Origin of the sequence: uncultured Winogradskyella sp. (assembly GCF_947498345.1) — a bacterium.
In the GTDB taxonomy this organism is placed as follows: domain Bacteria; phylum Bacteroidota; class Bacteroidia; order Flavobacteriales; family Flavobacteriaceae; genus Winogradskyella.
In genome coordinates, this window is sequence record NZ_CANMJY010000006.1 from 184,971 (window position 1) to 206,859 (window position 21,889).

24 protein-coding genes are annotated in these 21,889 nt (G+C 31.9%); 6 read left to right on the plus strand and 18 right to left on the minus strand.

Annotated features, from left to right (window positions below; translation table 11 throughout):
* The first annotated feature begins 65 nt into the window (after positions 1-65).
* Together Q0912_RS09735 and Q0912_RS09740 are read left to right on the plus strand one after the other, a co-directional pair.
* A complete protein-coding gene (locus Q0912_RS09735; RefSeq protein WP_299114524.1) occupies positions 66-1,031 on the plus strand; it encodes a hypothetical protein in 966 nt (321 codons plus the stop codon).
* Positions 1,032-1,200: 169 nt separating this feature from the next.
* Complete coding sequence (locus tag Q0912_RS09740; RefSeq protein ID WP_299114539.1) at positions 1,201-2,055, plus strand: restriction endonuclease; 855 nt, start codon at positions 1,201-1,203, stop codon at positions 2,053-2,055.
* Positions 2,056-2,173: 118 nt separating this feature from the next.
* Here the strand turns inward: Q0912_RS09740 and Q0912_RS09745 are convergent, their stop codons facing one another.
* The 14 genes from Q0912_RS09745 to Q0912_RS09810 all read right to left on the minus strand — a co-directional run bounded on the left by Q0912_RS09745 (position 2,174) and on the right by Q0912_RS09810 (position 14,571).
* Positions 2,174-4,777, minus strand: coding sequence for a T9SS type A sorting domain-containing protein (locus Q0912_RS09745; RefSeq protein ID WP_299114540.1), 2,604 nt, complete (start codon positions 4,775-4,777; stop codon positions 2,174-2,176).
* A gap of 307 nt (positions 4,778-5,084) precedes the next feature.
* Positions 5,085-5,798: a LytTR family DNA-binding domain-containing protein gene (locus tag Q0912_RS09750; protein WP_299114541.1), complete on the minus strand. Its 714-nt coding sequence runs from the start codon at positions 5,796-5,798 to the stop codon at positions 5,085-5,087.
* A gap of 9 nt (positions 5,799-5,807) precedes the next feature.
* Positions 5,808-6,125 (minus strand): Hpt domain-containing protein, encoded by a 318-nt coding sequence (locus tag Q0912_RS09755; protein ID WP_299114542.1) that lies wholly within the window; start codon positions 6,123-6,125, stop codon positions 5,808-5,810.
* Positions 6,126-6,128: 3 nt separating this feature from the next.
* Positions 6,129-8,225 (minus strand): PAS domain S-box protein, encoded by a 2,097-nt coding sequence (locus Q0912_RS09760; protein WP_299114543.1) that lies wholly within the window; start codon positions 8,223-8,225, stop codon positions 6,129-6,131.
* Complete coding sequence (locus Q0912_RS09765) at positions 8,225-8,764, minus strand: heme NO-binding domain-containing protein (RefSeq protein ID WP_299114544.1); 540 nt, start codon at positions 8,762-8,764, stop codon at positions 8,225-8,227. The genes Q0912_RS09760 and Q0912_RS09765 overlap by 1 nt, the downstream gene beginning before the upstream one ends.
* Positions 8,764-9,174, minus strand: a complete 411-nt coding sequence (locus tag Q0912_RS09770; protein WP_299114545.1) for a response regulator — start codon at positions 9,172-9,174, stop codon at positions 8,764-8,766. The genes Q0912_RS09765 and Q0912_RS09770 overlap by 1 nt, the downstream gene beginning before the upstream one ends.
* A 137-nt stretch (positions 9,175-9,311) precedes the next feature.
* Positions 9,312-9,653, minus strand: coding sequence for a hypothetical protein (locus Q0912_RS09775; RefSeq protein WP_299114546.1), 342 nt, complete (start codon positions 9,651-9,653; stop codon positions 9,312-9,314).
* A gap of 128 nt (positions 9,654-9,781) precedes the next feature.
* Positions 9,782-10,144, minus strand: coding sequence for an MmcQ/YjbR family DNA-binding protein (locus Q0912_RS09780; RefSeq protein WP_299114547.1), 363 nt, complete (start codon positions 10,142-10,144; stop codon positions 9,782-9,784).
* Between the two features lies 1 nt (position 10,145).
* Positions 10,146-10,832, minus strand: coding sequence for a hypothetical protein (locus tag Q0912_RS09785; RefSeq protein ID WP_299114548.1), 687 nt, complete (start codon positions 10,830-10,832; stop codon positions 10,146-10,148).
* Positions 10,833-10,836: 4 nt separating this feature from the next.
* Entirely contained in the window at positions 10,837-11,448 is a 612-nt protein-coding gene (locus Q0912_RS09790; RefSeq protein WP_299114549.1) for a DUF4230 domain-containing protein, read from the minus strand.
* A gap of 44 nt (positions 11,449-11,492) precedes the next feature.
* A complete protein-coding gene (locus Q0912_RS09795) occupies positions 11,493-12,242 on the minus strand; it encodes a cyclase family protein (protein WP_299114550.1) in 750 nt (249 codons plus the stop codon).
* Complete coding sequence (gene hemW, locus Q0912_RS09800; protein ID WP_299114551.1) at positions 12,239-13,372, minus strand: radical SAM family heme chaperone HemW; 1,134 nt, start codon at positions 13,370-13,372, stop codon at positions 12,239-12,241. The genes Q0912_RS09795 and hemW overlap by 4 nt, the downstream gene beginning before the upstream one ends.
* 1 nt (position 13,373) lies before the next feature.
* On the minus strand, positions 13,374-13,928 hold the full coding sequence (gene ruvC, locus Q0912_RS09805) for a crossover junction endodeoxyribonuclease RuvC (RefSeq protein ID WP_299114552.1): 555 nt from the start codon (positions 13,926-13,928) through the stop codon (positions 13,374-13,376).
* Positions 13,929-13,932: 4 nt separating this feature from the next.
* Positions 13,933-14,571, minus strand: coding sequence for a cell envelope biogenesis protein OmpA (locus Q0912_RS09810; protein WP_299114553.1), 639 nt, complete (start codon positions 14,569-14,571; stop codon positions 13,933-13,935).
* Between the two features lie 26 nt (positions 14,572-14,597).
* Between Q0912_RS09810 and Q0912_RS09815 the strand changes: the two genes are divergently transcribed.
* The 4 genes from Q0912_RS09815 to Q0912_RS09830 are packed head-to-tail and all read left to right on the plus strand — an operon-like array spanning position 14,598 to position 18,367.
* Positions 14,598-15,566 (plus strand): lysylphosphatidylglycerol synthase domain-containing protein, encoded by a 969-nt coding sequence (locus tag Q0912_RS09815; RefSeq protein WP_299114554.1) that lies wholly within the window; start codon positions 14,598-14,600, stop codon positions 15,564-15,566.
* Between the two features lie 41 nt (positions 15,567-15,607).
* On the plus strand, positions 15,608-16,714 hold the full coding sequence (locus Q0912_RS09820) for a glycosyltransferase (RefSeq protein WP_299114555.1): 1,107 nt from the start codon (positions 15,608-15,610) through the stop codon (positions 16,712-16,714).
* Positions 16,715-16,765: 51 nt separating this feature from the next.
* Positions 16,766-17,629, plus strand: coding sequence for a hypothetical protein (locus tag Q0912_RS09825; protein WP_299114556.1), 864 nt, complete (start codon positions 16,766-16,768; stop codon positions 17,627-17,629).
* Positions 17,630-18,367 carry a Bax inhibitor-1/YccA family protein gene (locus Q0912_RS09830; RefSeq protein WP_299114557.1) on the plus strand — a complete coding sequence of 246 codons (738 nt, stop codon included), beginning with the start codon at positions 17,630-17,632 and terminating at the stop codon, positions 18,365-18,367.
* On the opposite strand, the gene Q0912_RS09835 is transcribed toward Q0912_RS09830, so the two are convergent.
* From Q0912_RS09835 to Q0912_RS09850, 4 genes are read right to left on the minus strand one after another with little or no spacing between them, the layout of a single operon-like run.
* Positions 18,364-18,840, minus strand: coding sequence for a hypothetical protein (locus tag Q0912_RS09835; protein WP_299114558.1), 477 nt, complete (start codon positions 18,838-18,840; stop codon positions 18,364-18,366). The genes Q0912_RS09830 and Q0912_RS09835 overlap by 4 nt on opposite strands.
* A 40-nt stretch (positions 18,841-18,880) precedes the next feature.
* Complete coding sequence (locus tag Q0912_RS09840) at positions 18,881-19,402, minus strand: tetratricopeptide repeat protein (protein ID WP_299114559.1); 522 nt, start codon at positions 19,400-19,402, stop codon at positions 18,881-18,883.
* 36 nt (positions 19,403-19,438) lie between these two features.
* On the minus strand, positions 19,439-20,014 hold the full coding sequence (locus tag Q0912_RS09845; protein WP_299114560.1) for a hypothetical protein: 576 nt from the start codon (positions 20,012-20,014) through the stop codon (positions 19,439-19,441).
* On the minus strand, positions 20,015-21,889 hold the full coding sequence (locus Q0912_RS09850) for a M56 family metallopeptidase (RefSeq protein WP_299114561.1): 1,875 nt from the start codon (positions 21,887-21,889) through the stop codon (positions 20,015-20,017). It lies immediately after the preceding gene.

A 21,889-nucleotide genomic window follows, 5' to 3' on the forward strand; every position in this document is an offset into this window, starting at 1 on the left:
ATCTATTGTTAATGGTCCTAATTGGTTATATTTATAGTGATATTACGAGTTAGCATCAACCAGATATGAACGTACTAAACGAAATTGAAAAACAAATTGAATCAATCAAAAAAATTGATAATTCTCAATATTTAGATTCAATACTTGTTCATATAAGAAGAGCTGAATTTTATTATAATCAAGGTAAAAACGATGATTATTTTTTTAATGATGTAATTTACAGAAGTAATCAGGCTTATGAGGGAGCCTTAAAAGAATCATATAAAGTTTTAGCAGACAAAAATCAAGAAGAAGTTTCCAGAAAAACACCAAACGACATTGAGAAATATTTTGAAAGCAACGATGTTTTTAGAGAAAGAGTTTTGCAACTATTCAAAAATTATAGACAAGAGTGGAGAAATAAATCTACTCACGACTACAAATTATTTTTTGATAATAATGAAGCATTCATTGCTCTGATGTCCGTTACTAGTTTTGTTCATTTATTATTGAACCAGATTCAAGAAAAATTAGCATACAATGAACAACAAAAAACGATAGAAATTCATAAAGAAATTATAGAAAAAACAAAGAAAATAATAGAATCTAAAACAAAAAAATCGACAACAAAATTGATTGAATTAATCAATGACTTTTCAAAATTAAATGGAGAAAGTATTTTTGAAAAAGGAAATGATATTAAAGAGTTTGAAATAATTGGTCTTTTCCACGCATTCATTACTTCAATAGACAAAAATATTGAGATTCAACGTGAGCCAAAAATCTCAATTGGAAGACAAAGTATTAGACCCGATTTTATAATAAAAGTAGATAATGATCCTATTATAGTAGAATTCAAAAGATTAAAAGCTAGAGGTTCAATCGAAAAGAACATATTCAATCAAGTCTTGATTTATATGCAAGCTACAAATATTACAAAAGGGATAATCTATTTTGCAAGGTTCAACTCCTCTGAACCAAATTTAGAGGTAAAAGAAGAATTAATCGAATTAAATAATATACAGTATCAAATTACAATGATTTCGACATAAAAGGTAATTGATAACTTAAAAAATTACGTCAGATTCTACTACGTCCAAATCCACTCGGAATTACTAATATCAGCCACTTATTTCGATAATAATTACTAACTTTCCCATAACTGACGGTTTATTAGACCATTATCAAAATATTCATAAACAACCAAATAATCTATAATAAATGCGAAAAAATAGTCTTGATTGGAAAGAATATGAAGCTATTACCAAATACATTTATGAAACGTTAGGTAAAGAGTTTGGCGTTACAATTTTGGGTTATGGAAATACTTGCAAAGTAACTGGAAAATCAGGGAATACTCATCAAATTGATGTTTTGACCACGCAATCTAACGGAGTGCATCAGATCCGAACAGCCATTGAATGCAAATACTTAAAGAAAAAAATAAATAAAGATACCGTTATGAAGGTATTAGGTACTATTCAAGATGCTCAAATAGATAAAGGTGTTATAGTTTCAAAAAGCGGTTTTACTAAAGATGCTGTTGATTTTGCACGAGAATATAACATTGGACTTGTTGAATTAAGAGAAGCTGACGAAAAAGACTTCACTGAAAGTCCTAAAGAAATACATCTTGCAGATTTACTGGTCAAAGCCGAAATACTTATAACAAGGCCACACATATTGAACATTAGTATTGGGGATAATCAAATTATAAAAATCAAAGATGAATGGGATTATTATAAATATACAGTAATCACAGAAAAAAAAGGAAAAGTTCCCTTATTAAACTATGTGAACGAATTTAGAAAAGAAGTAAATCACCAAAATAAAAAAAACAAAATAATCACTAAACAATTTGAAATTCCTAACGCACTTCTCTTTAATAATCAATCTGACAAATCTGTCAAGCTCGATAAAATTATCTTAACAGGTCAGCTAATAGAAATCGATGCCAGCAAAAACCTAAACTTAAGATTGATTGATCAAGTTTGGCTAATTATGAAATCAATATTTGAAGAAAGAACATTTACTTTTTCAGAGAGTGGATTAATTGTAGAGCATAAAGGAAAATAATATAGAAACTAACAACGTGGATAATTCAATGTGGCTTAATTACTAACCTTAATTACAATATAAAACAAAAGGCAAAAGCTTTCGCTTTTGCCTTCTGCACTTAAGGTATTAATTAGGGTTAATTAACAATCAATTTTAAGGGATTAATCTCGTACTGACTACTCACAATTTTACAGAAATATAAGCCTGTACTTAGATTATTTCTGTTAAAGGTGATGCTGTTTTTACCTGCTACAGCATTATAATTGGTATGATAGATTTGCTTACCGGTTTGGTCGTACACTACAAATTGTACAGTTTCTGTATGTTTTAGTGTAAAGCCTAGTGTGGTTTTAGAGCTCATTGGGTTAGGATACGCTCTTAGTGTTCTGGTATCACTTTCAAACTCATATATCGATAAAGCACTATCCTGTGATAATCTTAAGTTTTCTAAGTGCATTAGTTTAGAGCTTGCTGTTCCATCTTCTGATACCATAGTAAAGACTAGTGTTACCACATCATCTAATACAGGATCTACATCCGTAGCACTCATAAAATCTGCTAATGGTAATACAAAGTCTTGCATGTCGCTACCTAAAGCAATCGTCATTTTGTACTGGTCTTCCCAATTGGTAATGCTTGCTTTTACAAATACAATTTCTATATTCCCTGTACCTTTTACACTTAATTTTAAAGTATTGTAGTCTGTTAAATCCACTGCTTTAAATCTTGGTGTTAAGGCTCTATAAGCAGCCATATAGGTATTGGTTGTAGCTCTTAACTCTACATTACGCTCAATCGGGAAATCTGTGGCTTCAAAATCAAAGTCATTAGCAGTAACATGGTATAAACCAACTTCAGTACCCTCTTGCGAGTCATCAATGCCCCAAGGTCCATCAGACATAAACACGTCGTCTGGTGTGGCAACACCATCACCAATTCTAAAACCGATATCAAACAACCCTCCTGTTTCTACAGTTAAATTAGTGATGTATTGCCCACCCAAGGTTAGGGTATTATTCATGTTTTGAAATGCGCTGGTCTCTGTGGTTCTGTAACCAGCATCTAATGTTACGGTTTCTGTAGCATTGGTATTTACAATTTGTAAGTCTAAAGCACCATTAATGTACTGACCTTTTCTTACAAATACCGTTGGTGGTGTTGAGTTATTGTACTCCGTAATTGGTTTTTCAACATTCAATAAATTCAGTACTTCTTCTCCTAAACGGTATAAATCATCGACAGAATTAGTCCATATCTGAAAATTATAGAATGTAACATTGTCTTCGTACTGATCTAGGTTCCAATGGCTTTCTATAGCAAAGTTCTCATCATTATTAATCACTTTTGCCGATAAGCTTAATACAAACTCATAAGTGCCATCCACATTTTTAATAATTGACTTTATAAAATCTTGCTCATTAATCGTCATGGTATTTACAGAAATTAATTCTGCACCTAATAAGCGATCACAGATATACTTGGTATGCTCGTAGACTCCATCTTCAGTTTTTAAAGCTAAGATGGTAGCAAAGGGTGTGTTTTGATTCATATAATCTACGGCATAGATCTCAGTGGCATTGGTAATATTTACTAAGTCCGCTGGTGTAGATTCTACAGCTTCAGTTTCCCCAATTACTTCTAAAGGAATAAAGTCTTGTAACGTAAAGCCGTTATTAGCATTTCTTTGGGCATACTCAAAACCACGCATTAGTCTGGGAGCAGTACTTCTATTGAAGGTATATCCTGTTTTTGCTCTGTTAAAATTACGTGTATTTATTTGTTCTGATAATCTGTTATTGCTTTCTAATCCACCATCATTACCTCCAGATGTTGGTGGCTCAATGACCTCACACATTCCAAAACCAGAACATGAAGGATCTTCGCAATCAATCAATCCGTCACCATCATCATCAATACCATTATCGCAAATTTCTTGTGGTACAGGCGCAGTAGGACAACGTGCTCCATCATTACTTGCACTAGAGGGTCCGAAGGCAAATAAATTAGAATCCATATCAGCCGAAGTATTTACTTCTTGTACATTTTGGATTACATAGATGGTCCCTGTTTGGTTTGCCGACACATAAAAACGCCCATCTACATCAAAATAAACAGCTCCATAGGTATAATTATTACCTGCTAAAATTGGTACTTCACCCAATGATGTTACAACACCATCGTCCGGGTTGATTCTGTATAAAACATTTGTGTTCTTTTCTACGGTATACATCTGACCATCTACGGCATTAAATGCCCAATCATGGATATTAATATCTAGCGATAAGTTTTCTGTTGCATTGTGTTGTATATAGTTTGAAGACTCAGGATCTAAATCAATTTTATAATAGGTTATCCCTCCTCCTTTTAAGTAATACATACCTTCTGCACTAATACCTCCTACATAACGGTTACTGTCTGGAAGTTGTGGTACATTATAAATTGACGTTGTAAAATTCTTACCTATTCTAACAATGTCTTTAGAGTTTTTTAGCGATCCCCAGATAAATCCATCAGCAGGATTATAGGCTGCTGCATTAATTGAAGCTTCAGTAACATCTTCGTGTACTAAATATGAATTTCCTGATGCTAAGTCTATTGCATAGACATCATTGTATTGAAATAGGTAAGCATTATAGTCACAGTTAAAAGGAATATCCTCTTGTGCAGGACCCATAAAACTAATTGCTAATACCGTGATTAGTAATAGTTGTTTTTGTAAAGTGTAAAGTTGGGTTTTCATTCTGTTTCATTTTTAAATTCTGAAACAAATCTAGCCTTCGAATACCCCTTTTCCATAGATTTTCGATTGATCTGAAAGGGATAACGTTAGAACACCATTAAGTGTCGGTGAATGGTTTTTGCATTTCTAATTAGCGGCAAAAAAATAAGGCAGAAGAACGTTCTCCTGCCTTGTCTTGCTATTAATTCAATTTTAAACCTACTCTATGAATTGATTCAAAGATAGATAGGATTCTTCTTTGAAAACTTAAAATTCGTTGATTGAACTGAGTGAAAGGTTGGATGGCGTTTTTGAAACGATAGTTTGTTTAAAGCAGATTAAGTCGCTTCATTAATTCTGGTCGGTTAGAGCGACTTACAGGAATTACATCTTTCTTTATCAATACACTATTGTCTTCTATATCAATTATCTTGCCTACATTGATAATGTACGAACGGTGAATTTTTAAGAATAAACTATCAGGAAGTTTCTCTTCAATCTTCTTTAATGTAGAATGTACAGTGTAGTTTTTATCTTCGGTTTTTATAAGAATATAATCGCCTTTAGCTTCTACTAAATAAATACTAGGAATATCAATCTTTATTAAGCGTCTATCGATATTCACATACAAGTCATTACCAGAAGTGGTCTCGACATGCTCGGATGAGTTTGAATTGTTAGATGCTTTTACCGGCGATGCTTCTGCTTTCTGAATTGCTTTTTGAAATCGCTCTGGTGTGATTGGTTTTACTAAATAATCAACGATACAATCATATTCAAAAGCCTGGATCGCAAAATTAGCATCTGATGTAGTCAATATAATTTTTGGTGGATTTTTAATGGTTTCAATAAAATCGAAACCTGTAAAATCTGGCATATGAATATCAAGGAAAATGAGGTCAACCTCATTTTGATTTAAATATTTTATGGCCTGAATTGCATTAGGAAACTCTTCTAAAACAGTTAAGCTTGTTACGTTACTACATAATTGACTAATAATAGCTCTGGCTGTAGCTTCGTCATCGATAATAATACAATTCATAAAATAGGCTTATAAGGTCTTTAAAAAATCAGTCATGTTTTGTAAAATAGATTCAAAATCTGCTTTACCTTCTATACTGTTTTCTATGAGGTTATGTTCATAGTTTACAGCAACTTCATAACTTTTTACGAGTCCTAAAATACTAATTTTATGTTTAAGTTTATGGACATTTTCAGCGGCTTCTTTAAAATTTTCTGCTTCTATATTATCAAAGTAAACTTGTTTTTCCTCTGGAAACTCCTTTTGTATAATATCTAGGAGTTTTTGCTCAAAGGCTTTATCACCACCAGACATGTTTTCTATATAGGATAAATTGGGTTGTTCCATGATTTACTTTTTAAATGTAAAGAAAAATGTTGTGTCTTCATTAGGTTTAGACTCTAACCAAACTTCTCCTTTATAAAGATCTACAATCTTTTTTACGATAGATAAACCAATTCCTGAGGATTCTTTATTCTTATTAAGCGCATGAAAGATTTTAAATATCTTATCATGATGTTCTTTTTTAATACCTATACCATTGTCCTTAATTGAAAACTGATAATACGACTTATGCTCTTTAACGTCAATTTCTATCAGTCCTTTGGCTTTATCATTAAATTTAATAGCATTGCTAATTAAGTTTTGAAACAACTGTTGCAGTTTTGTTTTGTCTCCAGTAACAGTTGGCAGGGTATTAATGACATTAATGGAAATATTTTTGGGTATGTATAAAATCTGCTTCAGTTCTTCAATAAGTGCGTTTAAGTCTATATCTTTTTTATCTTTAGAATCTGATCCAATACTAGAATACAGTAGAATATCTGAAATCAATAACTCCATTTTTTCAAGTGTAGTTTCTATGAGTTCAAAATTCTGGATTGTAACCTCATCTAACTTGCCTTTATTATCTTCTTTTATCCAGCTAACTAATGCATCAATACTTCGTAAAGGGGATTTTAAATCGTGAGATACGATGTGTGCATATTCCTGTAGCTCATCATTACTTTTACCTAAGGCATCTAATAAGGCAATGTTTTTTAATTCTACTTTTTCGCGTGCTCTTAGGTTAATTGCACTTTTTAACTGCATAGCAACTAGACTGGCAATATTTTTAAGTGTCCTTAAATGTTCCTTTGTAAAATAGTGTTTAGAATGGTGCTCCGAGTCTATGACACCTATAACTTTTCCGTCACTAATAATTGGGACAGATATTTCAGAAAATCGTTGTTTATCATCAACAATGTACCTACTATCCTTGCTGGTATCATCAATAATTTCTGCTTTACCTGTTCTCGCTACGCTACCTACAATGCCATCACCAATAGGCAAGATGATTTTGTTTTCTATTTGTCTGTTTTTATTGAGCTTAGTACCATAGGCAGCAATTTGCTCCAAGGTCTGTTCTTCATTATCTACCAGATAGATAACACAATCTTGTGTATCTAAGTATTCTGCAATATTATTGATGATTTCCCAGGCAATTTCGTAAATATCCATCTTACCTAAAAGCGCCTTAGCAACATCATTAATCATATCAATAATTAATGATTGCTCGCGCTCTAAAGTAACATCTTCAACTAATGCAACTTGATATTTTATATCTCCCTTTTTATCTCTAACAGCACTTACATTAGTTTTTGCCCATAGCATAGAGCCATTCTTCTTTCTATAGCGTTTCTCAATCGCAAAATTATTTAGCTCACCAGAATCCATCTTGTCAAGATAGGCTTTAGATTGCGGGAAATCTTCAGGGAAAGAAATATCTTTAACTGTTAGCTTTGAAAGCTCATCTTCTGTGTATCCTAAAGTCTTTTGAATTGATGCGTTAGTTCTTAAAATTTCACCTCCTTGTGTAAGCACAATTCCTATTGAAGAATTTTGAACAATAGCATCTAACTGACTCTTTTGTTCCTCAACTATTTGGTTTATTCGTTTAGTCTCGGTAATGTCTCTTACAATACCTTGTGCTGCCATTGGCACACCATTTTTATCAAACACTAAACTTGCATTGATATGCACCCATTTTACTTCTTTAGTTTTCGTGTACACCCTAGCTTCATAATTTTTAAAGAAGCCTTTAGTCTGTAATTCTAAAAACGATGTCATGGCATACTCATAATCCTCTTTGTAAATAAGACTAACTACATTAACAGATTCTTTATCTACATCATAACCAAACAGCTCTGTCGCAGCGTCATTAAATTTTAGAACATTTCCATTGACGTCCATAATGACATAAGCGTCAACTATGTTTTCGAATATGCCTTGTAATTCGGAAGTGGTTCTATTATATAAAGACGTTAACTCTGCGTGAGATGCTTCGAGCTTTTTATTAACCTCATAAAGTTCAGCAGATTTTGCTTCCAGGATTTCCTCGGCAGCCTTTCTTGATGCTTTCTCACGAGCTAATGCGCGTTTAAGAATATCTAACTCTTCTTGACTCATTATCCCTTATTGATAAAGAACCTAACTTGTGTACCTTCTTTGTTGAGTTTCTCAAATTCAATAGTTACTGGTACCTTAAACAATTTAAATGTCTCAAGCATTAGACCTTTACCGAGCATATAAAGTGCCTTATCAGACTTATAAACCATAATCATTTTATCTTCCGTTCGCTCTTCCAGATCGAAAGTAGGGAGTTGGGCATCTGGATAAATTTTTTGAACCTCTACATGTATATGGTTTTCTATAGATGCTAATAGGTTCATTGGATCTTTATAATGTTCAACTAAATTTGGGTGTGTTTTTATCAAAGCAGCAAATAAATGTTCTGAATATACCATTAATAAATCATCTACTGATATATCAGTATTTTGACTTAAATGAGATATGAGTTGTAGCATTTCAGAAAATTCGTAAGTCCCAACCGCAGTATATATTCCTGCAGATTCTAATTGAGATTGGTTAATGATTTTATCAACCATTGCCAAACCAAACTTTTTTTCAACGAGCTCTAAAAACTCTGTAAATATAATACCTTTCATTATGCTTTGATTAGTTCGTTTACACTCCAATATGCTAATAATTTTTCGATTTTAGAAACATAATCTTCATATTTTAATGGTTTTAAGACATATCCTGCTACACCTATTTTATAACATTCTAATAAGTCTCTATTATTATTAGATGTTGTTAAAATAATTGTCGGTATATACTTCAATACATCATCAGATTTTAAAATTTTTAAAAACTCAATACCGCTAATTTTAGGCATGTTTAAATCCAGTAAAATAATATCTGGAAGGTTGTCTTTTTTCTCTAAGAGTTTTAGAGCCTCTTCTCCATTATTTGCTTCAATGACTGAGTGATTTAATTGTAATGATTGCATTACTCTATTGAGCTTCATTACTTCAATCATGTCGTCTTCTATTAGTAAAATATTGAGGGTTCTCATGTTTTGCTTTTACAATTAAAAAAGCAAATTAGATGAAATCCAAAAAAACATTGGTTTTATTCGGTTGATTGTGTTTAAGTGTCGATGGATGGCAATTAAGTGTCGACGAATGGTTTTTGATAAAATTAAGTTGTGGGTTATATTACGTCTGCAGACTCTATTATTGATAGTTGTGCTTCACGTTTACTAACTTCAAATTCTTGTAAAAACTCTACAGATAAAAAGCTTCCATTAGTGGATTTTAGATAATTTTCTAGTTGATTTATAAATTCTAGATGTCTCAACCTTTTGTCTAGTTGCAAATTCGTTAAATAATCTTGTTTATTTATCTCTAAATTTTCTTGGTGATTTTTATCAGATTTATCATTACTGCTTATTGCTTTATAAAGGTACACAAAAGCTTTATTAAAGGTATTTAAAAGTAAATACATTGTTAGTATAATAACTAACGAAATGGCATAAATAGCATATATACTCATCGTCTAGTGTTTTAAATTATTGATATAAAACCTAGGCTAAAATTAGATATACAAATAGTTATTATGAGCTTTTTTCGACGAATAAATGTCTTGAAACGTTGGTTAGCAGGATTTTAACTTTAAAGAAATTATTTAAGCTTAGCTTGTGTTTTTTTAGGCAACCCTTTTACCACCATATTATATGAATGGTCTATTAGATCTGTAATAAGTTTAGACGAAAGCTCTCCTGTATGAATGTAAACACTATTCCACTGCTGTTTATGCATATGATAACCTGGTTTAATACTGTCATATTCCGCTCTTAATTCTTGCGCATATTCTGGATCACATTTTAGATTAATAAATGCTTCACCATTTTCCCATCGCTTTAATGATGCTAAAGCAAACATTTTATTGCAAACTTTAAAAACGAGCGTATCATTATCAAAAGGAAAATGCTCAGTGACCTCCTTTTTGTTTATGCAATAATTTCTGTAGTCCTCGATGTTCATGTTAATTACAGTTTTCAAAAATAACTTCTGTTGCACTATAGGCGTTAATTAATGTTTCGTTAGACCCTAAAGCTCTACTCCATAGAAGCATAAATTCATTTAACTGTTGATCACCTTGTAGAAAAGCCCCGTGCATTAATTGATTTAACCAGTCTTTATTAACACTATTATTTTTTCTTTGAAATTGATAAACCTCTTCTAGCCCTGTTATACAATCAAATCCTGTAATATCAATATAATTTGTCTGTTTATAAGATTGCCAAATAACATCATTAAGGTCTAATAAAGCCAATTTAGACCCAACAAACATATTCATCTCACCTCTAACTCTAACTGTATCCTTATGCTTTAAGTACTTTTCAAACTTTAAGTCTTCGATAATACCATCGGACTTTTCTTCAAAAAGTTTAGTAGAATCCTTATGTATAAAAATCTCTTGGTCATTATTTAATTTTGAAAACACATAAGACGATCTTTCATACATTTTTCTACAGATAGAATCATAAACAATAAGCTCTGCTTTATTATTATTGATTTCTTGCATTACCATACTCAAGGCATTTTGCTTAGCTTCATTAAGCTGACTATTATTATAATAATCGGTAAGATACAACCCTGCAATAACACCAAACATTGTAGAAAATAACGTTATCACCCAATTGTCTTTAAAAAATTTTGAAAGCTTCATAACCTTACGAGTCTAATTGCTTAGGTGTTTTGTCATCAATTTTTAAAGCCGAATAATCTAAAGTCCAACCAATAGTCTCAACTAAATTTTCAATTAATTGAATGGCTTCTAAAGCTTCATGTTTGGCAACATTATACAAGCCACTTTCTGGAATTTTATCCATAATATGCTCCTTTGCTTTGGTATGTAATTCCGTTAAATCTGAAGCTTCAAACTTATTAAACATCCCATCTTGCTTATCGTAATAGTTAATATTACTTTCAATTGATAATACTTCGGGCTGAGGGAAATGCGACAATACTACGGTTTTACTTTTAGAATTTGAATGCATCTGCACTTTGCTCAAATCAAAGCCCACGTGAGCTTTAGCATTAATGACTACCAAAGCCTTTTTTCTACTAGAAATGAGTTTTAAGAACTTCTCTTTAACATCTTCGTAGTGGTAAATCTCTGCAAAATCACCTTCGACAGTTATAAATTTGCAAACTCTTTTTATTTTATCTAAAAGCAAAACGGATTGCGCATTGGTTGTTTGCTTAGTACGCCATTGTTTATACAAGGTAACCAAACCTAAAGTTACCAGAATACTAACAATAATTATAAAAAATGTTTCCATATGTGTAATTGAGACACCATCGCGACATCTTATGTCACAAGGTCTTACTCTATAATTTTATATAATATAGGTTTACTTGGAGTTGCATCATTTTCAAAAGGTGCAATTTGAAGATTAAGTAAATAGCAACCGTCTTCAATTTTATTTGACACATAAATAAACTCTGTAATTGTTGCATCTTTTCGTAATTGCCCATGATAATTCCAAAAGGCTCTATGTCCTTTTAACTGACCACCATCCTCTTCTCTGTCCACACTTGGTAAATCGACTAGTAGATGCTTTATACCTTTTCTAACCAATAACTTAATGGCGTCTTCTTGAAAATAGGTCCAGTTGGTATGCGAATACTGTCTCGATTTTTTGTCTTTGGTATTTGGAATTGTACGGACTACAATCGCATCTCGTTTTTTATTACCTAAAACAAATTGCAATTGCTTTGCTGAAATAACATAGTCTTCACCTAATTTTTCCGAGGCAACTGTTACGACCTCTGCTAAAAAGAAAAATTGTTTTAAGTATGTATTAATAGGATACTTTTCTTTTGTAATATGCCCAACCGTTTCTGTATGTGTACCGTGAGAATGTGGGTTAAACGTAATTGTATTAAAATTTACCGCCGCACCTTTTTCTACACTTATTATATCACCATCAAACGTCTCGGGCTCAATCTTTGGCGCACCAATATACCATGCATTTACATTAGACACATCTGCTTTTATAGATATAGAAATATCTAAAGGCTGGGATAAATCTACTTTTAATTTTTTAGAATTATACTGAATTGTAGTTATCACGATATATTAATTTTAAATAATTCTGAAGCAATACCATCACTTAAAAATTGCCCTTGTTTTGTGACACGTAAATGTTCACCATCAATATACAACAAATGCTGATTTATAAAAACATCTGATTGTTCAATTAGATAATCTTTAAAGACTATACCAAAATCTTTTTCAACTTTAGCAAACGAAACACCCCAAATAGTACGCAAACCTGTCATAATATATTCATTATATCTATCCGTTTTGGTTAAAGTCTCTATTTCTATAGGCAGCATATTTTGCTGAATAGCTTTAATGTATTTTGAATTGTTTCTTACATTCCAACCACGTTGTTTCCCATTAAATGAGTGAGCAGAAGGCCCAATACCTATATACGATTTACCTTGCCAATACGCAGAATTGTTCTTACTAAAATAACCCTCTTTACCAAAATTTGAGAGTTCATAATGTACAAAACCCACCTCATCGAGTTTGTCCTTTAAAAGATGAAACTGTTGGTGTGCTTGCTCATCATCAACATCGTCAATGACCCCTTTTTCTATAAATGAAGCTAATGCCGTTTTTGGTTCAACAGTTAAGGCATAGCTAGATATGTGTGATACATTATAACTCAAAGCAGTTTCTATATTCTTTAACCACTGTTCATTTGTAACTCCCGGAATCCCATAGATTAAATCCAAAGAAATATTATCAAAGTGTTTTGTGGCTTCTTCTAAACAAGCTTTCGCCTCTTCTACATTGTGAGCACGATTCATAAGTTTTAGATCGTGTTCAAAAAACGATTGAATACCTATTGATAAGCGATTAATTACACTTTGGGAAAGTTCAATGATTCGATCTTTGGTTAGATCATCTGGATTGGCCTCTAAGGTAATTTCAGGCTTATCAATTACACTGTAATGCTTATAAACGGAATCCATCAAAAATTGTAATTCGGTATTAGATAATAATGAAGGTGTACCTCCACCAAAATAGATGGTTTCTACTGTAGTATTTTTGAACTCATTTTTTCGAAGTACTAATTCTCTAACTAAAGCATTAATCAACTCGTCTTTCTTCTTTAATGATGTTGAAAAATGAAAATCACAGTAATAACAAGCTTGTTTACAAAATGGAATATGGATATAGATGCCAGCCATTTTACTTCTTTACCCTATCTTCATTCTGCTTAACAAAAGCTCCCCAACCCGAGTAACTTTTACCAACAGTTACTCTACCTTGGTTATAGAAGTGACAAACCGCAGCAGCCAAACCATCTGTAGAATCTAGATTTTTAGGCAACTCTTTTAACTTTAACAGGCTTTGAAGCATTTTAGCTACTTGTTCTTTACTGGCATTACCATTGCCAGTAATGGCCATTTTAATTTTCTTTGGAGAATATTCGGTAATAGGGACTTCTCGAGATAAGCCTGCTGCCATTGCTACACCTTGAGCTCTTCCTAATTTTAACATACTTTGTACATTTTTACCAAAAAATGGAGCTTCAATAGCAATTTCATCAGGATGATAGTTATCAATTAATTCTACTGTACGTTCAAAAATGAGTTTTAGTTTAAGGTAATGGTCATCATACTTTTTGAGTTGTAGCTCATTAAGCTGCATAAAGGTCATGGTTTTACCGACCACTTTAATGAGCCCAAAACCCATAATGGTTGTACCAGGATCAATGCCTAATATTATTTTTTCTTTACTCATTGTCTTAATCGCAAAATTGACAACCGCTTAATGATACCGCCAATCCAAAAGTTAAATTAAATACATTACCATTAAATGCTCCCAGACCACTTAAAACCGGGTCGTAATCATCTAACGATGTTAAACCATAGATGTAAGCTAAATCTGTATATATCGAAACTTTTTCGCTTATGGCATAGTGAACCTCTAAGCCTCCAAGAAGATTTAAATACGATTGTTTATTTTCATCAAGATTACCTAAAGGCTTTACAAAAGAGTATCCTGGGCCAGCATGTAAAACAGTCCTAATTCGAGGTGGCAAAAAGCCAATATATCTTGACGGATCATAAACAAATTGCACATTAATTCTCGAGTAATTTATCTTCACTTCTGGGGAAACATCATCTATCTTAAAACGGTTAAAACCATAATCTAACTTAATACCATATTCTTGCTTAAACATATGCTGAACACCTATATTCACTGTTGGCAAATTAATGGATTGTGCTTCAGCACCCTCTATAAAACCACCCGCCGAAGGGCTATTAAAGCCAAGGGCAAAAAGTGCTTTCCATTTGCTGGTATCCTTAAATTGTGCATGACTATTTAAAGTCATTAAAATAATACTTAAAAAGAAAAGGTATTGTTTTAAATCTGGCTTCATGTATAGTTTTTGGTTTAATTTGCATAATGCACAGCAACGTACCTTACAAAACTAAGCAATTCTTCTTTGTACTTATTAAAATGAGTATTGTAGTTGGTGCATTTTATTTTATCTATTCAAAATTAGCCGAAAACGAGAATCTACAGTTCAGTGAGTTTTGGTCGTTTTTAAAAGAAAATGATACATTTTCGATAAAAAATGTTGTTTTTTTAATCATTTTAAGTGGTTTTAATTGGTTTTTTGAAATTTTAAAATGGCAATATTTAGTTAAATCCATAAAACGTATTTCATTTAAAAACGCTTTAGAACAAAGTTTAGGTGGCTTAACAGCTTCTTTAATTACACCCAATCGTATTGGCGATTATGGTGCAAAGGCTGCGTATTATGCTAAATCGTTTAGAAAACGAATTGTATTGCTGAACCTTTTGGGCAATATGGCTCAAATGACCATTACAACAGTTTTGGGTGTGATTGGGTGTGTCATTTTTGTAAACCACTATCAAATAGATATCAACTATTATAAAGTGACTAAATTTGGCCTTATCCTTATTATGATCAGCGTTTTTGCAATTTTTAGCATAAAACAAAAACGTTTTAAAATAAGAGGCTATTCGATTGAACGTATTTTAGATTATATCAAAGGGATTACTACTAAAACACACACTATTAATATTGGTTTAGCACTGGTTCGTTATTTGATTTTTTCTTTTCAGTTTTACTATTTATTAACCGTATTTGGTGTAGAAGTTAATTACGTAAAAGCTATGGTTGTTATAACCAGCATGTACTTTTTGGCTTCTATTATTCCTTCCATTTCAATTTTTGATGTGGTTATAAAAGGGAGCGTTGCCGTTTTTCTATTTGGTTTTGTTGAAGTTAATGAACTTACCATATTATCCATTATTTTGTTGATGTGGTTATTAAATTTTGCTATTCCGAGTTTATTTGGAAGCTATTATGTGTTGAATTTTAAACTACCTAATACTGAAACATGATCTCTACTATAGCTATAATCATTATTATAATCTACCTTTTCTTGATTAGCATTTTTATCTATGGTTTTGATAGAGTTGATGATTTTAAGCTTCGGGATTTGAAACCAAAAACTAAATTTTCGATAATTATCCCTTTTCGAAATGAAGCAGAGAACCTTCCAAAATTATTGGACTCGATTTTAAAACTGAACTATCCCAAAAATTTGTTCGAAGTTATTTTGGTTAATGATGCATCAAATGATACTTCGGTTGAAATTACCAGAAGAATTCTTAATGCAAAACCTTTCAAAAATGATTTTACTCAATCTGACGTTGTAAAGATTATTCAGAATAATCGTATTACAAACGCCCCTAAAAAAGATGCTATTAACTCAGCAATTAATGTTTCAAAATATGAATGGATTATAACTACTGATGCTGATTGTGTCTTACCTATATATTGGCTTGATACTTTTGATGAGTGCATTCAAACCCAAAACCCAAATTGTATTATAGCTCCTGTGGCTTATTATGGTCACACCACTTTTTTTAACCGATTTCAAGCCCTGGATTTTATGAGTTTACAAGGGGTCACCATTGGAGGGTTCGGAATTAAAAAACCCTTTTTATGTAATGGTGCTAATTTTGGTTATCAAAAATCTATTTTTAAATCCTTAAACGGTTTTGAAGGCAATAATAGCATCGCTAGTGGAGATGATATTTTTTTGTTAGAAAAATTTAAACGGATTAACTCTAAAAAAATAGTCTATCTAAAATCGAAAAATGCCATTGTATACACCAATCCTGTGTCAAATTTCAGGCAACTAATTCAACAGCGCCTGCGATGGACTTCAAAAACAAGTCAGAATCCTAATTGGTTTTCGAAGTTTGTTGGCATTATTGTTTTTTTAGCTAATCTTGTCTGTATGAGTTTGATTCCTTTGCTAATGCTTCAACTTATAGCACCAAGAATTGCACTGGCTCTTTTTGTGATTAAGCTTGCTATAGATTTTTTGCTATTATTTAAAACTACTCGCTTTTTAAAACAGGAAAACGTCTTGTATTCTTTTATAACATCTAGTTTATTATATCCGTTTTTTAGTGTTTATATCGTTATTCTTTCCTGGTTTAAATCCTATAACTGGAAAGGAAGAACCTTTAGAAAATAATAGCATATTGAATATTTTTGGTAGCTTTACTAAAACCAAGTCATAATTAAAATGAAAAAGATATTAATTATTCTACTTTTCAGTTTTGCTTTTCAGCTCAACTATAGTCAAGAGACCTATACCGTGAATGGTGAAACACTAGAACTTAAAACCGAAATTGAGGGGCAACTAGATTTACTTTGGAATATCATTGACGGTAACTATCGCTACTTTGTAAGAACCGAAAATGGTAATATAACTGAGCTTAAAAACACTAAAAATACTGATAAAAGCTACCAAGAAGAGTATAAAACGACTTTAAGTAGCCTAACTAATGGGATGTCTACTAAAAAATTAAAATTAACACTGTATAGCCTTAGAAATTATCTCGATGCCTACAATGCTTCCGTTGATGCGACCTATGCTTCAACTTCAACAGAACGTAAAGTACAGTTTAGACTTGGTTTTTCTGGTGGAATTACCAACAATCCATTTGTTGGTAACCCTGACAATAAAAAAGTACCAATGTTTGGTGCTGAATTAGAAATTTATGAAGCTAATGTTCTGCCTAGGCATTCTGGTTTTTTGCAAGTGCGCCATGCTTTAGACAATGATGACTTTCAGTATAGCACTACAGAATTTTCATTAGGCTACCGTTATAGAGTTATCAATCGAGAGCGTTTTTCTATTTATGGACAGGTGAAGTTGGCAACCGTGAACTTTACTAGCGTTACTTTTATTAATGATGACGATATGGAAGTTGATCAAAGTGATACTTCTTTTGATATTCCTTTTATTTTCGGAATTGGCTCGGACATTAAGGTTAGTGACAACAGCTACGTCACTATTATCTATGGTGAATTGTTCGCTCTTTTATTAGATAACCAAGGTAACTTTTCTTCTGATATTGCTATTGGCTACAAATTTAATTTATAGATGAGTTTACGAAATTTTAAAACATCTAATCCGGTTTTTAACGGTTACTTTTGGGACGATGGTAAGTCATCTACAAAAACTATGTCTGTAACAGGCATCTTTTTTAAATCCATGTTTGGTATTTTAATTATTGCTGCTATTACTGCCTATCTCTGGAAACTAAATGAAGCTGGCACACCAATGCGCTGGTTTACACTTGGTGGTATGTTAGGTGCTATTGTAATGAGTATTTTAATTTCCGTACGCCAAAATTGGGCTCCTTTTTTAGTACCCCTTTATATAGTTGCAAAAGGGTTCTTTTTAGGTGGGTTTTCGTCATATGCTCATCGAAACTTCCCCGAATTACCTTACCAGGCTATTGGTGTTACCATAATTACTTTTTTTGTAATGCTTTTGTTATACCAACTTAGAATCATTGTTGTTACCAAAAAACTGCGAAGTGTTATCATTACTGCAACTGTTAGTATTATGGTAGTGTATCTGATTTCCTGGATTTTGAGCTTCTTTGGTATAAAAACCTACATATGGGGAACATCTTGGTTCGCCATTGTTTTCAATGTATTGGCTGCCATTGTTGCATCCTTTGCTTTGCTTTTAGACTTTGATTATATAGAACGTTATAAACATAAAGCTCCGAAGCAAAAAGAGTGGTTAGCAACCTGGGGGCTTTTAGCAACACTTATTTGGCTCTATGTAGAAGTATTACGATTAATGCAAAAGTTGGCGATACGGTTTTAATCAATTTTTACAATAACAGGCAATTCAAAAACAGTAGTAACCTGTTGGCCTCTTTTTATAGCTGGATATATTTTAGGAATAGTTTTTAAACTTTCGCGTAGTAAGCTATCAATTTCAGGTATTTGAATTTGTGTTTCTGATTTTACAGCAATGCTTTCTACTTCTAAAAGCCCCTTATTATCAATAATAAGTTTTAATCGAATAGTATCATTAACATCTTCTGTCACTATAATATTTTGTACTTCTAAATAATGATTAACACTAGTTAATAACGTATTTTGAAAACAAAGTCTGCTGTCTTCTTTTGCTGTAATAGAATCGCAATTGCTAAAGGTAGGGTAGGTGTCTACATCATTCCAATTGAAAGCTTGCAGTTCTTCTTCTAATAAGTCTTTAGAGTTAACTTTTTTCTTTTCAAAATAACTACACGAGCTTACGAATACTAAAATAAAAAGAAAAGCAATTGGTTTCATTAGCACATTTTGATACCGAAATGTACGATTTTTTGAAATTTTAGTCCTCTTGCAAGAATTTTTCTTCTTTAAGTTGTTTCAACCGATCTTCAGCAAATCGCTTAAATATTGACTTTTCATGTTTTTTAATATAGTCCTTATACATCTTAATTTTAGTATTCGTATCCTCATAATACTCATCTTTGGTTCTAATGATATAAAATTCTATCATCTCATCAGACGGATCCTCCTTTAATGCTTTTTGATACGCTTTTATAGCTTGCTCATATTTTTTCTGACGGTTTAATACATAAGCCAAGCGCTTGTACTCATGTGACAAAGGCCTATCCATTATCTTTAAAGCTTTTGATATATATTCTTCGGCCTTTTCAAATTTATGCAAACGTTCATAGTAATTACCAATAACATAAATAGCATTAGCATCATAAGGATTGTATTTTAAAGCCTCTTCTCTGTGAGCAATAGCGTCTTCATAATCTGAATTCTGCGCATAACTCAGGCTTAGTTTTTCATGAATAAACTCAGATTCTTCACCAAGGTCTAACAACTTGTTAAACCACACTACGGAATGTGTATGATAATCTTGATGGTAATACGTTTAGGCTTTAAGGCTTATGAGTTCTACATTATTGGTATAACTTTCGAGTCCTATATCGATGTAATAATGTGCCGTTTGATATTTTCGTTTTACAAGATAGTGCTTAGCTATTTTAAATATTGCTTTTTGGTGTGTTGAGTCTAAATTAAACGCCTTTGTATATGCATTTAACGATGCACTATCCTTTTGTTTTTCTAACACTATACCTAATTCATAATGAGAATTTGGGTTAAGGCTATCCTTAATAATCAAGGACTTAAAGAGTATCTCAGCTTGCTTATAATCTCTTGTGTTTCTTAACAACTTAGCATACTCATATTTTAAAAGTATATTTTCCGGGTTAGTAGTTATCGCTTTTTTATAATTTACCAAACCCTCACCATAGTTACCAATAGCAACATAGGCCTTTGCAATTTTATCATAAACTTCATTAGGGTTTTTAACGGACTTATAGACTTCAATAGCCTTAGAATAATTTCCAAGAGCATAGAGTTCATCAGCTTTTTGTTCAATATTCTGAGTAAAAACCAACTTAGTAATGGCACATAAAAGAGCTGTAAACAGGTTTTTTTTCATCTAAATCTTATTCTTTTCATCATTTACAATTTGAAATACAATTGGTAAACTATATGTTACATCTACTTTTTTATTGTTATATTCCCCAGGAATAAACTGTGGAAGTAAACTAATAACTCTTGTGGCTTCTCCATCTAATTTTTCATGAGGTGAACGTACCTTTATACTTTTCACCAAACCTCTTTTATCTATTGTAAAGCCTAAAAAAATACGTTGTTTTCCATCTGATAGGTCTAATGTTTTTGGCAAGTCTTTATTAAAGTTTAGATTGACAAAGGCTGCTACAGCTTGAGAGGTACATTTCTTTCGTTCCGCTTCAATCTTAATGTTTTTACACTCTGGATGTATAGGTGCTGTTTCAATAACTGAAAAAGATATTTCTTGAAGATTAGTAGAATCTTTCTTCGGCAAATTTTGAATAAATCTCTTATAATTCGGAGTAGTTGGATCTACAGTATTATCTTCTGTAATTTGAAACACAATTGGTAATGAATACGGTACAGTTACCAAATTTCCTTTTTGTCTTCCAGGAATAAATTGTGGTAGCGTTTTTATAACACGTATTGCTTCATCTTCTAATTCTTGCCTTGACGCTCTAGCTCTAACATCCTTAACAAGTCCTTTCTTATCAATTTTAAAAGACACAAATATGCGTTGTCTACCATCTAATTTTAATGAATCTGCTATACCTTTATTGAATTTACTATTAACATGCTTAGCAATAAAATCACTCATGCATCTTTTTCGCTCAGCATTAGTTAGCAAATCTTTACAGTTTGTTGTTGTAGGCACTTCTTCAATAATACTAAATGGTATTTCTACTGACTCTATTTCTTTAGTAATAGCATTAGGTTTGTTTGGGCTTACAACAACTGAATCTATCTGTAAGGTAGATTGTGATTGACCATTAGTAATTATTATTTTTCTATAAGAATCATCCTTTTTTATCAATTCTTTTGATATCGCAGTCTCTTGGTTTTCGTTTTTTTCTTGAGCTCTAACTTCAGTTGATGTGTATATCAGCATAGATAATACAACAGGTATTAAAACCGTGTACTTTATAAGATTAATCTGCTTTGATCTTGATTTCTGAAGCATTTTTATTCGTTTTTTGATTAATGATTTTTTGAAAAATGTATTGGTAAATGAGATGTTATTAACATCAAATATTTGATTGAGTAAACTTTGATAATATTCGCTTTTACCATTTTGTTTCACAGCTTTAGCATCGGCAATATACTCGTGTAACTCCTTAATTCTATTTTGATAGATATAAATTAATGGGTTAAACCAAAATGCAATTCTTAAGATTTCAAAGACTAGTAAATCTAAGGTATGCCATTGTTTAACATGCACCAACTCGTGTTTGTAAATCGTTATTTTCTCTGATTCAGAAATACGGTCCCCCAGAAAAATGGTATTAAAAAAAGAAAATGCAGCACTACTCTTTATTAATTGAACAATAAGCACATTACCTTTCCAACGTTTTGGATTAACTCTTTTTAACCAATACAGTTTTGAAATCTTAAGCATAAAAAATAATGCAGCCACAGCTATACCAATATATAAGACGATTTGCCATACAGGAGTCTGTGGTTGTTCTATGATAATACCTGATTGTGCTGCCACTAAAACCTCATAATCAGAAGGCACTATTGTACCTATAAAAACCTCTGGTAATTGAATAACCATATCTTTAGTAGTTATTCGTTGCAACTCAGCAAGTTTAACAAATGGCAAGACCAGAGATAATACAGATGTAGCCATTAAATAAAGCCTATTGTAATTAAAGAAGGTTTCTCGTTTTAAAAACAAATCATAAACCAATAAAAACAAGGCCTGAAATGCTATAATTTGAAGTATTGTATATAACAT